The organism is Rhizobium sp. PDO1-076 (genome assembly GCF_000247475.1).
In the GTDB taxonomy this organism is placed as follows: Bacteria; Pseudomonadota; Alphaproteobacteria; order Rhizobiales; family Rhizobiaceae; genus Allorhizobium.
Genome location: NZ_AHZC01000042.1, coordinates 1 through 11,438 on the forward strand (window position 1 = coordinate 1; position 11,438 = coordinate 11,438).

The 11,438-nt window shown below is 62.1% G+C and carries 14 protein-coding genes and 1 pseudogene; 6 read left to right on the forward strand and 9 right to left on the reverse strand.

Annotation, left to right across the window (positions count from 1 at the left end):
• Positions 1 to 134 precede the first annotated feature (134 nt).
• The 4 genes and pseudogenes from glcE to PDO_RS26625 all read left to right on the forward strand — a co-directional run bounded on the left by glcE (position 135) and on the right by PDO_RS26625 (position 3,632).
• Positions 135 to 1,344 (forward strand): annotated as a pseudogene (gene glcE / locus PDO_RS03670) (glycolate oxidase subunit GlcE).
• A complete protein-coding gene (locus tag PDO_RS03675) occupies positions 1,341 to 1,721 on the forward strand; it encodes a DUF4870 family protein (protein WP_007597978.1) in 381 nt (126 codons plus the stop codon). Before glcE ends, PDO_RS03675 begins: the two are co-directional and overlap by 4 nt.
• 62 nt (positions 1,722 to 1,783) lie before the next feature.
• Positions 1,784 to 3,103 carry a glycolate oxidase subunit GlcF gene (gene glcF, locus PDO_RS03680; protein WP_007597979.1) on the forward strand — a complete coding sequence of 440 codons (1,320 nt, stop codon included), beginning with the start codon at positions 1,784 to 1,786 and terminating at the stop codon, positions 3,101 to 3,103.
• A gap of 58 nt (positions 3,104 to 3,161) precedes the next feature.
• Complete coding sequence (locus PDO_RS26625; RefSeq protein ID WP_007597980.1) at positions 3,162 to 3,632, forward strand: hypothetical protein; 471 nt, start codon at positions 3,162 to 3,164, stop codon at positions 3,630 to 3,632.
• A 51-nt stretch (positions 3,633 to 3,683) separates the two neighbouring features.
• On the opposite strand, the gene PDO_RS03690 is transcribed toward PDO_RS26625, so the two are convergent.
• Together PDO_RS03690 and PDO_RS03695 are read right to left on the reverse strand one after the other, a co-directional pair.
• Positions 3,684 to 4,367: a L,D-transpeptidase gene (locus tag PDO_RS03690; protein ID WP_007597981.1), complete on the reverse strand. Its 684-nt coding sequence runs from the start codon at positions 4,365 to 4,367 to the stop codon at positions 3,684 to 3,686.
• Positions 4,368 to 4,468: 101 nt separating this feature from the next.
• Positions 4,469 to 5,281: a L,D-transpeptidase gene (locus PDO_RS03695; RefSeq protein ID WP_007597983.1), complete on the reverse strand. Its 813-nt coding sequence runs from the start codon at positions 5,279 to 5,281 to the stop codon at positions 4,469 to 4,471.
• Between the two features lie 228 nt (positions 5,282 to 5,509).
• Here PDO_RS03695 and PDO_RS03700 point away from each other — a divergent pair, with 228 nt between their 5' ends.
• Positions 5,510 to 6,145 (forward strand): DNA-3-methyladenine glycosylase I, encoded by a 636-nt coding sequence (locus PDO_RS03700; RefSeq protein WP_007597985.1) that lies wholly within the window; start codon positions 5,510 to 5,512, stop codon positions 6,143 to 6,145.
• 5 nt (positions 6,146 to 6,150) lie between these two features.
• Here PDO_RS03700 and PDO_RS03705 read toward each other — a convergent pair whose 3' ends face one another.
• The 7 genes from PDO_RS03705 to relB form a co-directional block, all read right to left on the reverse strand.
• Positions 6,151 to 6,816 carry a DNA-3-methyladenine glycosylase I gene (locus PDO_RS03705; RefSeq protein ID WP_007597987.1) on the reverse strand — a complete coding sequence of 222 codons (666 nt, stop codon included), beginning with the start codon at positions 6,814 to 6,816 and terminating at the stop codon, positions 6,151 to 6,153.
• 8 nt (positions 6,817 to 6,824) lie between these two features.
• Positions 6,825 to 7,532 carry an HAD family hydrolase gene (locus PDO_RS03710; protein ID WP_007597989.1) on the reverse strand — a complete coding sequence of 236 codons (708 nt, stop codon included), beginning with the start codon at positions 7,530 to 7,532 and terminating at the stop codon, positions 6,825 to 6,827.
• A 107-nt stretch (positions 7,533 to 7,639) separates the two neighbouring features.
• Positions 7,640 to 8,029, reverse strand: a complete 390-nt coding sequence (copM, locus tag PDO_RS03715; protein WP_007597991.1) for a CopM family metallochaperone — start codon at positions 8,027 to 8,029, stop codon at positions 7,640 to 7,642.
• 83 nt (positions 8,030 to 8,112) lie between these two features.
• On the reverse strand, positions 8,113 to 8,466 hold the full coding sequence (locus PDO_RS03720) for a hypothetical protein (protein WP_141649804.1): 354 nt from the start codon (positions 8,464 to 8,466) through the stop codon (positions 8,113 to 8,115).
• 65 nt (positions 8,467 to 8,531) lie between these two features.
• Positions 8,532 to 9,296 carry a hypothetical protein gene (locus PDO_RS03725; RefSeq protein WP_007598002.1) on the reverse strand — a complete coding sequence of 255 codons (765 nt, stop codon included), beginning with the start codon at positions 9,294 to 9,296 and terminating at the stop codon, positions 8,532 to 8,534.
• Between the two features lie 3 nt (positions 9,297 to 9,299).
• Entirely contained in the window at positions 9,300 to 9,569 is a 270-nt protein-coding gene (locus PDO_RS03730; protein ID WP_007598004.1) for a type II toxin-antitoxin system RelE family toxin, read from the reverse strand.
• Positions 9,553 to 9,783 (reverse strand): type II toxin-antitoxin system RelB family antitoxin, encoded by a 231-nt coding sequence (gene relB, locus PDO_RS03735; protein ID WP_007598006.1) that lies wholly within the window; start codon positions 9,781 to 9,783, stop codon positions 9,553 to 9,555. Before relB ends, PDO_RS03730 begins: the two co-directional genes overlap by 17 nt.
• Positions 9,784 to 9,912: 129 nt before the next feature.
• Here relB and hisS point away from each other — a divergent pair, with 129 nt between their 5' ends.
• Positions 9,913 to 11,418 (forward strand): histidine--tRNA ligase, encoded by a 1,506-nt coding sequence (hisS, locus tag PDO_RS03740; protein ID WP_007598008.1) that lies wholly within the window; start codon positions 9,913 to 9,915, stop codon positions 11,416 to 11,418.
• Positions 11,419 to 11,438: the final 20 nt, after the last annotated feature.

Genomic DNA, 11,438 nt, shown 5'->3' on the forward strand with positions numbered 1-11,438 from the left:
CGCTTGAGGCAGAAGAATCACGGCTTGCCGATCTCCCTCCTTGTGGGGGAGATGCCCGGCAGGGCAGAGGGGGGTATGCACATCCACCACGTCGGCCGGCCAATCACCAATCGCTTTCCGCGAAAGCCCATCTCATGCTGACCCCGACAACCGAAACCGAAGCCGCAGAGATCGTCCGCGACCATGCCGGACGTGGCGAGCCGCTACGGATATCCGGTGGCGGCACCCGTGCCGGTTTTGGCAATCCGGTCACCGGCGCCTCTCCACTCAGCGCTTCCGGCCTCAGGGGCATCCACCGCCTACAAGCCTGCCGAAATGGTGATCACCGCCCGGGCCGGCACGCCCGTCGCCGAGATCGAGGCAGCACTTGCGGAAAACGGCCAGACCATGGCTTTCGAGCCGATCGACCATCGCGGCTTGATGGGCACGGCTGGCGAGCCGACGCTCGGCGGTCTGTTTGCCACCAATGCCTCCGGCCCGCGCCGCTTTACTGTGGGAGCTGCTCGCGACCATCTGCTGGGCGTGCGGTTCGTCAATGGACGCGGCGAGGTCATCAAGGCCGGCGGCAAGGTGATGAAGAATGTCACCGGGCTCGATCTGGTCAAGCTGCTGGCCGGTTCCCATGGCACGCTCGGCTTCCTCACCGAGGTCACGTTCAAGGTCCTGCCGGTGCCCAAAGCGGCTGTAACCATGGTCTTGTCGGGCCTCGACGATGAAGCCGCCATACGGGCGATGGCCGCGGCCATGGCGCTGCCTGTGGAAGTCTCGGGCGCGGCACATCTGCCTGAAAGCGTGGCGGGTCGTTTCATCGGCGGCGCCTTGCCGGATGGGCCCGCCACGGTCTTGCGGCTCGAGGGGCTTGCCGCCTCCGTCGCCGTGCGCGCCGAAAAACTGCTGGCCGCCATGTCTGCTCAAGGGGACGTCGCGCAGCTGTCGAGCGACCAGACGGCAGGCCTCTGGCGCGAGATACGCGACGTTTCGCCTTATGCCGATGGATCGCAACGGCCTCTTTGGCGGGTGTCCATGCCGCCGTCGGAAGGCTGGAAACTGGTCGCCGGTCTTCGCCTGCGCGCCGGCGTCGATGCATTCTACGACTGGCAGGGTGGCCTGATCTGGATGCGCATGGAGGCGGACCCGGAAGCCGAGATCCTGCGCCATGGTATCCGCACGCTCGGCGGCGGTCATGCGACGCTGATGCGGGCGCCGGATGCCGTTCGTGCCGTCACACCGGCCTTCGAGCCGCAATCGCCGGCGGTCGCCTTGCTTTCACAGCGCATCAGGGCAAAATTCGATCCGCACGGGATCTTCAATCCCGGATTGATGGCGCCAGGAGCTTCGCTATGACCGACCCGAATTCGCAAGTGCCGACCCCTTCATCGACGGAAAGCTGGTTCACCCCGGGCCGGTTGAATGCCCAGCTGGTCTATGGCCTCTACCTCGTCAGTTTTGTCGTTGGCATCAGCGGCATCATCGGCCTGGTGATCGCCTATATGAACCGCGGCAAGGGACCCGCCTGGGTCGACACGCATTACACCTGGGCCATCCGCACCTTCTGGATCGGCCTTCTCTATGCGCTGGTCTCTTCCATTCTGGCGATCTTCTTCTTCGGGCTGATCCTGCTTTTTGCCACCGCGATCTGGATCGTCGTGCGCTGCGTCATCGGCCTGCAGAAGGTTTCGGCAAACCAGCCGATCGAACGGCCCGACAGTTGGTGGGTCTAATCAGCAAGTAAGGAGAGCGGCGATCCGGGTTCACTCGGCGATCGCTCTTTCGGAGGATCGACGTGCAGACCAATTTCACCGCCGAGCAGCTTGCCGATCCGCATATTGCGGAGGCGGAATCGATCCTGCGCAAATGTGTGCATTGCGGTTTCTGCACGGCGACCTGTCCGACTTATGTCACGCTCGGCAACGAACTCGACAGCCCGCGCGGCCGCATCTACCTGATCAAGGACATGCTGGAAAACGGCCGCGCCGCCGACAAGGAAATCGTCACCCATATCGACCGCTGTCTGTCCTGCCTGGCCTGCACGACGACCTGTCCGTCGGGCGTCGACTACATGCACCTGGTCGACCATGCCCGCATCCATATCGAAAAGACCTACAGGCGACCGCTGATGAACCGCCTGACGCGCGGCATCCTGGCGATGGTCCTGCCCTATCCGGGGCGTTTTCGTCTGGCGCTGCGGCTCGCCGGACTTGGGCGTCCCCTGGCTGGTTTGTTTGATCGTGTTCCGTCGCTGAAGCCATTTGCGGCCATGCTGCGGCTTGCCCCCGCGTCCGTGCCGGCGCCATCGCCACTGGCACAACCGGCAAACCATGCGCCGCAAGCCGCACGCCGTGGCCGCGTGGCGATCCTCACCGGCTGCGCCCAGCCCGTGCTCGATCCTGGCATTAATGCGGCCGCGATCGGTTTGTTGACCCGCATTGGTGTCGAAGTGGTGGTTCCGCAAGGCGAGGCCTGCTGTGGCGCGCTGGTGCATCACATGGGACGCGAGGAACAGGCACTTGCATCCGCCCGGCGCAATGTCGATGTCTGGTGTCGCGAGATCGAGACAGGCGGGCTGGATGCGATCATCATCACCACATCCGGCTGCGGCACCACGATCAAGGATTATGGCCACATGCTGCGCCTCGATCCCGCCTATGCCGAAAAGGCGGCGCGGATTTCGGCCCTGGCGAAAGACGTCACCGAATATCTCGCCGGCCTCGACCTGCCGGCATGCGAACCGAAGGGGTTGACCGTCGCCTATCATTCGGCCTGCTCGCTGCAGCACGGCCAGAAGGTCACGATGGCGCCGAAACAACTGCTGAAGGCGGCAGGCTTTACTGTCAAGGATCCGCCCGAAGGCCATCTCTGCTGCGGCTCGGCCGGCACCTACAACATCATGCAGCCGGAAATTTCCGCCAGGCTCAAGGCCCGCAAGGTCAAGAACATCGAATCAACGAAGCCGGATTTCATCGCCGCCGGCAATATCGGTTGCATGACCCAGATCGGCTCGGCGACGGGCATTCCGATCGTGCACACGGTCGAACTGCTCGACTGGGCCTATGGCGGCGAAAAGCCGGCGGCACTGATGCGGCCTCGGCAGGTTCAGGCGTAAATTATTAAGTGCTCGCTGTTATAGTGGCCTCGGGATGGTGTAATCCCGAGGAGGAAACATGTTGAAGTTAGTGGCCTCTCTTGCGCTGGCGGTGCTGATCGCGGACGGGCAGGCGGCATACGCGGCTGGACGGATCTATTGCGCCACGTCGGACGCCGTGCTGAACATGTCTTTGGAAAGCGGCTTCAGCAAGAAAGACGCCAAGAAGCTGGTGCATTTCCGGGGCATCGCCGCGGTCAAGGGGCCGGGTGCGCCACCCGAGCTTGGCCGGTTCGAGATCAATTCCGATATGCTGCAGCAATACTGGATGGACGGAAAGGAAATGCGTTTCCAGATCCGCGCCTTCCTTCCGGCGAAAAAGCCAAACGCCCAGATCGAGCTTTCTGTCCTGACCCGGCGTGGGTCGGATCAGGAGCAAAGCTTCAAGGGCAGCTATGCCCTCCAGGTCGCCCGGTTGACCGGAGACACAAAAGCCCCGCGCGAAACGATCGTTTCACACGAGGCTCCGATTTTCTGCACCATCAAGTGACGGCGAAGCTGCCGGCGTGATGGGTCGTCACCACGCTGGCCCCTTGTGATTTCAGCCGCCGAAAACGGTGCGCAGGAAATCGACGCCGCGGTCTTCGAAGCTGACATCGCCCTGACGATTGCCGGGACCGACGACGATGACCTTGGAGCCGATCGAGGCACGTTCGTAGAGATGCTCGACATCCTTGTTCATCATGCGGATGCAGCCGGACGACATGTTGAGGCCGATGGTCCAGGGCTGGTTGGTGCCGTGGATGCGGAAGATTGTGTCGCGGCCGCCCTTGTAGAGATACATGGCGCGGGCGCCGAGCGGATTGTCCACGCCGCCTTCCTGCACGATCGGCAGGATATGGCCCTTGGCGGCTTCACGCTGGCGCATTTCGGCTGGCGGACGCCAGCTCGGCCATTCTTCCTTGCGGCCGATCTTCACAACACCCGACCAGCCAAAACCTTCGCGGCCTACGCCGACGCCGTAGCGCAGCGCGCGGTTCTTGCCCTCGACCAGATAGAGGAACTTGTTGTTGGTATCGATGATGATCGTGCCCGGCTGTTCGTTGGTCTGCAGGCGCACGGCACGGCGCTTGAATTTCTCCGGCACCTGCTTCGGCTGCGCCACCAGCGTCACGTCGCTGGTCGTCTCGATACGGTTCAGGCTGATGGCCTCGGCCGGCAAGGGCAGGACGAATGTGGCCGCAAGTAATGCGGCCGCGGCACGAAGTCGAATGCTGGTCTGCATGGATAGTCCCCCGAAAATCAATAGGAGGAGAGCCTAGCCGACTCCCCTCCCAAAGCAAGTGCTAACTGTTCTGCTGGCGGCATCTCTGCCGCCTGTGTGTTTTACATCACGATAACCTTGGTGCCGACATTCACTCGCTCATAGAGATCGGTCACGTCTTCATTGCGCATGCGAATGCAGCCGGAGGAAACCCCGTTGCCGATCGTCCAGGGCGCATTGGTGCCATGGATGCGGTAAAGGGTGGAGCCGAGATACAGGGCGCGCGCACCCAGCGGATTTTCCGGCCCGCCTTCCATCGAGGCCGGCAGGTAGTGGCCCTTGGCGGCTTCGCGCTTGATCATTTCCTGGGGCGGATGCCACGACGGCCATTCGGCCTTGCGCGTCACCTTGTGCGTGCCGGCCCATTCGAAGCCCGGCTTGCCGACGCCGACGCCGTAGCGTTTCGCCTGGCCATCTGCCATCACGAGGTAGAGAAAGCGATTATTGGTGTCGATGACGATCGTGCCCGGCTTGTGTTCGGTCTCGTAGCCGACCATCTGCGGCAGGAAGATCGGATCGATCTGCGTGCGGATCGGCTTGTTCGGGCGCATGGCCGCCTGCTGCACCACGGGCTGCCGCGAAACGGCGCCAGGCTGGTCGAACAGGGTACGGCGCTGTTGGCGGAGCTGTCGCTGCTGCACCGGGCGCTGCTGCTGCAGAACCTGGCGTTGATAGACGGGTGTAGCCCGGCGCTGGGCCGGCGCGATCACCCGCTGCCGCTGCTGTGGCACGCCACCCAGCTGCATCACCCATGGGGCCGACAGGTCAGGACTGACGATAACCGGCGGGCGGTTCTGGTACCGCTCGCTGGCGGCAACCGGGAACGCCAGCGGCAGGCTGGCAATGAGCGCCAGCAGGATCATTCTTTTCGACATCGGACAACTCGCTACATGGGACCGAAAACAACGGAAGGCGGCATCATTCCATGCGCCTTGCTGACGCGGATCGTGCCAGCGCCATGCCCGCAAATTGGTAAACAGGCGTTCATGAAAATGCGTTCGGCCGCGTAAACCTTTCGTCAGGGTTAGCGCCGCGTTTGGAAACTTCGTGAACAAATGGTAAACGCCGGAGACGACACACCGGTGGCAAGGGAGAAGGCTGACATGACAACGGACGAGGCAGGATTGATCACCGGCGAAGACGGGCTTGCCCGCTGCTTCTGGCATGGCGGGCTGGAAGACTATCGCCGTTATCATGACGAGGAATGGGGCAACCCGGTCACCGACGATATCCGGCTGTTTGAAAAGATCTGCCTCGAAGGCTTCCAGTCGGGCCTGTCCTGGCTGACTATCCTGCGCAAGCGCGACAATTTCCGCACAGCCTTCGCGGGCTTCGATTTTAACCAGGTCGCCCTGTTCGGCGATGACGATATTGCCCGCTGCCTCGCCGATGCCGGCATTATCCGCCATCGTGGCAAGATCGACTCGACGATCAACAATGCCCGCCATGCCATCGATTTGAAGGCCGAGTTCGGCTCGCTGGCCCGCTATTTCTGGAGCTTCGAGCCCGACCCGAGCGAGCGTCCGGCCCGCATGGATTTTGCCACGCTCAGGGCCAATCCGACCTCGCCGACGTCGGTGCGCCTGTCGAAGGACCTGAAGAAGCGCGGCTGGAGTTTTGTCGGTCCGACCACCGTCTATGCCTTCATGCAGGCCATGGGCCTGGTCAACGACCATATCGAAGGCTGCTGCTGCCGGCAGGGCATCGAGGAAAAGCGCCTGACCTTCGTGCGCCCTTGAGACCGCTAATCGATGCTCATCGCCAGCACGCGGCTGATCTCCGTCAGTGACCGTCCGGATTGTTCGCGCCAGCGGTTGAAGGCCCCTTGCACGGCCGCCTTGTCCCTGGCCGAAGTCGGCGCCTTGGCGACCACGCCCTCGGCGATCAGCCGGTTGACGACGCTTTGCGACAGGATGAAGCTGTCGAGCCCACAAAAGCGCAGGAAATACTGGCCGGTATTGCCGCCCAGCCGGGTGCCGCGTTTCTGCAGCAGATCGAGAAGGCCGATGTAATTGTCCACCGGCCAGTCGGCGAAGAAGGCGCCGGCGCTGCCATGTTCGCGTGCGATGTCCGACAGGAAGGCAGCGTTCTGCTGCACGGCCCTGATCTTCGGTCCGTGCCGGACGATCCGCGTATCGGAGACCAGTCGCTCGAAATCCTCATCATGCAGCATGGCGCAGCGTCCGATGTCGAAACCGTCGAAGGCGGCCTCGAAGCCCGGCCACATCGCGTCCACGACCTTCCAGTTGAAGCCGGACTGGAAGATGCATCGGGTCATCGTCGCCAGAAAACGGTCGTCAGGCATAGCGGCAATCGCCTCGTGCGACTTCGGCTGTTGAAGCCCGTCCATCACCTCCGCCTCGCTTTTGCGATCGACGGCAAGCGACCAGATGTCTTCGAAAGATCGCATGGACGCTCCTATTGGCCGAGTGTTTCGATCAGCGATGGCACGTCGCCTAGATGCGGGACCTCGCGAAAGCGCGGTGCCTCGGTCGGCCGGTCGACATGCTCGAGCACCCAGGTTAGTTCATGCGGCACGAACACGCCCCAGGCGCCGGTGGCAATCGCGGGCACGATGTCGGATTTCAGCGAATTGCCGATCATCATCGACCGCTCCGGCCCCTCGCCATGTTTGCCGAAGATCCGCCGATAGGTGGTTGCCGACTTGTCGGAGACAATCTCGACGGCATCGAAATAATCGCCGAGACCCGATTGCGCCAGCTTGCGTTCCTGGTCGAACAGGTCGCCCTTGGTGATCAGCACGAGGAAATAGCGGCCCGAAAGCGCCTCCAGCGCCTCGCGTGCATGCGGCAGGCATTCGACCGGGTGGCTGAGCAATTCGCGGCCGATCGCCAGGATTTCGCCGATTACAGTGCTCGGCACCCGGCCTTCGGTGATCTCCAGCGCGGTCTCGATCATCGACAGCGTAAAGCCCTTGATGCCGAAACCATAGTGGGAAAGGTTGCGCTTCTCGGCCTCCAGCAGCCGTTCCGAAACGCGGTCGCCTTCGGCAAAATCGGCCAGCAGGCTTTGAAAATGCGCTTCCGTCAGCTTGTAATACTGCTCGTTCTGCCAAAGCGTATCGTCGGCGTCGAAGCCGATGACAGTGATCGGACGAATGGACATGGCGCCCTCCGGGATGTGAATGCGCCAGAGATTAGCCTGCCACTCCGGCAAAGCAATGGCGCCTTGCTGCGCCATTGCGATTGTTCAGGCCTGTTTCACGACATGGCTTATTGGCCGTTCTTCGCCAGCCAGTCCTTCATCATGGCGATCTCGCCTTCCTGCGCCTGGATCACGTCTTCCGCCAGTTTGCGGATCTCGGGATCCTTGCCGTGTTCCAGCACGATGCGGGCCATGTCGATCGCGCCCTGGTGATGCGGGATCATGCCGCGAACGAAATCGACATCGGCATTGCCGGTCAACGGCATGGCCATGTCGGCATGCATCCTGTCATTGGCCGCCTTGAAGGCTTGCGACGACGGGCCGGTATCGCCCCTCGGCATCTGGTTGTCGCCCATCGGCATCATATGGTCCTGATGCGTGGTGTGGTCCTGGGCGATGGCAAACGAGGCGGTGAGAGCGAGCGCCAGCGACGCCGCAACGATGGTTGTCTTCAACATGGTTTTTCCCCTGTCTTAAACGGGATGTCTCATACGGGATGATTGAATTGTGATTTGGCGGTCAAGCCGCCGCAACAACACGATCAGGCCCGGGGAGGGGGCACCTGTGGGGCAAGAATGCGCGAGAGAAGACTCGGCGAGAGTTGTGGCGCTTCCGCGACCCGCGCCGGCTTTCCGGCATCGGCAAAGGCGATCTGCGGCACCAGCGTCACGCAGGCGGCGCAATGTCCACCCGGCAGCATCTTTGCTCCACCGGCTTTGCCCATCGGCGTGGAGGCCGCGGCGGCATGCGGACAGTCCGGATCGTTTATCGCGACCATCGTGCCGTGCTGGCCGGGATCTGCCGCCACGCCGTCGCTTTGCGACATGCTCATACCCATGGCAATCGCGCCGGAAATCGGCATCGCACCATAGGCCAGGGCTGCAAATAGCAACATGAGACGGATGAACCTGTTCATGGTCGACATGGTAGGCGCGATTGGGTCAAATGCAAGGCGCGCCGTCAGTTCCGTGTGCGCGCAATCACCCGGTGGATCACCTGAATGTCAGCGCTTTGCTCGCCGAATGGCACGACCGGCCAGTCCCACCGCGCATCGGGGTCAGACACCTCGATACCGTGCAGCAGATCGACCGTTTCCAGTGTCCGGCCGGCCCGGTCGACCACGCTATAGGCGACATCCGTCAACAGGCAGGCGGTTGCTGCGATATCGCGCAGACCGTCCAGATGCGCCGAGATCAGCGTCTTCAGCGTATCGGCGGGCATGTCACCTACAGGCAGGGTTTCGAGCCGCTTCTTTGCGCCAAGTCCGATCTGTGACAGCAGATTGGCCGAAACGACGAAATCGAGATAGGGCACCTGGCGCAGGAAGGAGAGCGGCTCGGGTTGGCGTCCAGTGGCCAATTGGTCAAATCCGGAAAGGTCGCGCTCGATCAGCCGGATGTTTTTCAGGCCCTTCATTGCGATCCAGGCCCGCGTGCTGGCCAGATGCACGAGATCGACCAGCACCACCGTGTCGAAGCGCTTCGCGAGTTCAACGACCGGTATGTCGCGCAACAGGCCAGACCCGAGCACAACGGCCGTCCGCCGCTGCCGCAACCCGTCGATGGCCGAAATGATTGCCGCCTTACAGTTCGCCTCATGCGCCGCCCAATGGTTCGCGCAGCGATGGGCGCGAGACCAAAGATTGACCGACGAGCGCACATAAGGGCGGTGCGCGGCCGCTGTCAGCGGCCAGCTTGCTGCATAGTTCAACGCTTCGAGGATCATGCTCTACCGGTAGATCTGGCTGCGATGGCCGATCTCGACGACGAGCACGACCAGTGTGTGATCCCGGATATCGCAGATGATCCGGTAGTCGCCAACCTTGTATCGCCAGAGATGTTCGAAATGCGGACCTTGAAGCGCTTCGCCAAGCTGGCGTGCGTTCTCCAGTGGTTTCACGCGCGTATGCAGAAAATGTCGTATGCGCTTGGACTCGACATGCCCCATTTTTTTAAGCTGCTTGATGGCCGTCGCCTGGAACTCAATCTTCCAGACCAAGTTCGCGCTCCATCTCTTCCCAGGTGTAGGTTCGCTCGCCGTTCTTGATCCGCTCCATCGCGGCTTCCGCCAGAGCGATGTCGTGCAGGTCTTCCAGATGCTGCTCGATCACATCGACAACATAGGCGTCCGTGTTGGCGCCAGCTTTCGCCGCATGTTCGGCAATCGCCTTGTGCATCGCTTCCGGAATTTCGATCGTGACACGCTTGTTCATGGCCCTGACCCTTTCGAGACCGCAATATACCATCGCGAACCACTCTTCGCCACCCTTCGCCCTTGCCGCCAAATGCTTGATCCTCTAAGACACCGGCACATTTTGAAACGAAGAAATCCGGTTGTGATCATGAGCGAAAAGAACAAGAAGCCGCAGAAACTCAAGGCCCGCCTGCCGCGCGGCTTCGTCGATCGCGAGGCCGGCGACATCCGCGCTGCCAACCAGATGATGGAGACCATCCGCGAGGTCTACGAGCGCTACGGCTTCGACCCGATCGAGACACCGCTGTTCGAATACACCGACGCGCTCGGCAAGTTCCTGCCCGATAGCGACCGCCCGAACGAAGGCGTCTTCTCGCTGCAGGACGATGACGAACAGTGGATGTCGCTGCGCTACGACCTGACGGCGCCGATGGCGCGCCATGTCGCGGAAAACTTCAACGAGATCCAGATGCCCTTCCGCACCTATCGCGCCGGCTACGTCTTCCGCAACGAGAAGCCAGGCCCCGGTCGTTTCCGCCAGTTCATGCAGTTCGATGCCGACACCGTCGGTGCGCCGGGCGTCCAGTCCGATGCCGAAATGTGCATGATGATGGCCGACACGCTGGAAGCCCTTGGCATCAAGCGTGGCGACTATGTGATCCGGGTGAACAACCGCAAGGTTCTCGACGGCGTGATGGAGGCGATCGGGCTTGGGGGCGAGGAGAATGCTGGGCGGCGGCTGGGCGTGCTGCGGGCGATTGATAAGCTGGACAAGTTTGGTCCGGAAGGCGTGAAACTGTTGCTCGGAGAAGGCCGCAAGGATGAGTCCGGCGACTTTACCAAGGGTGCAGGTCTGAAGGACGAACAGATTGCGATTGTCATGACCTGTACCGTTGATCCGATGGCCGCAGTCCGAGACAACGCTGGTTGGGCAAATGATGCTCTCAACGCTGGCGTAGCAGAACTGAATCAGATGGGCGCCTTGTTTCTTGCTGCTGGTTACGACTCTTCCCGCATCAAGATCGACCCCTCCGTCGTCCGCGGCCTCGAATACTACACCGGCCCCGTCTACGAAGCCGAACTCACCTTCGACGTCACCAATGAAAAGGGAGAAAAGGTCGTCTTCGGCTCGGTCGGCGGCGGCGGGCGTTACGATGGCCTTGTCTCGCGCTTCATGGGCCAGCCGGTCCCGGCCACGGGCTTTTCGATCGGCGTCTCGCGCCTGATGACGGCGCTGAAGAACCTCGGCAAGCTTGGCCAGGACGACGTGCTCGGCCCGGTTCTCGTCACCGTCATGGACGGCGATGTCGAAAGCATGGGCCGCTACCAGCGCTTCACCCAACTGCTGCGCGCAGAAGGCATTCGCGCCGAAATGTACCAGGGCAACTGGAAGAAGTTCGGCAACCAGCTGAAATATGCCGACCGCCGTGGCGCCCCCATCGCCATCATCCAGGGCGGCGACGAGCGCGCTGAGGGCGTGGTGCAGATCAAGGACCTGATCGAGGGCAAGCGCCTGTCCGGCGAGATCACCGACAATGCCGAATGGCGCGAGGCCCGCGTCGCGCAGGAGGTTGTGCCCGAGGCCGAGCTGGTCGCCAAGGTCAAGGAAATCCTGGCCGCCCAGGCGGAAGACCGGCGTCGGGCGAAGGGATAAGATAACCCTATGCGAAGTCT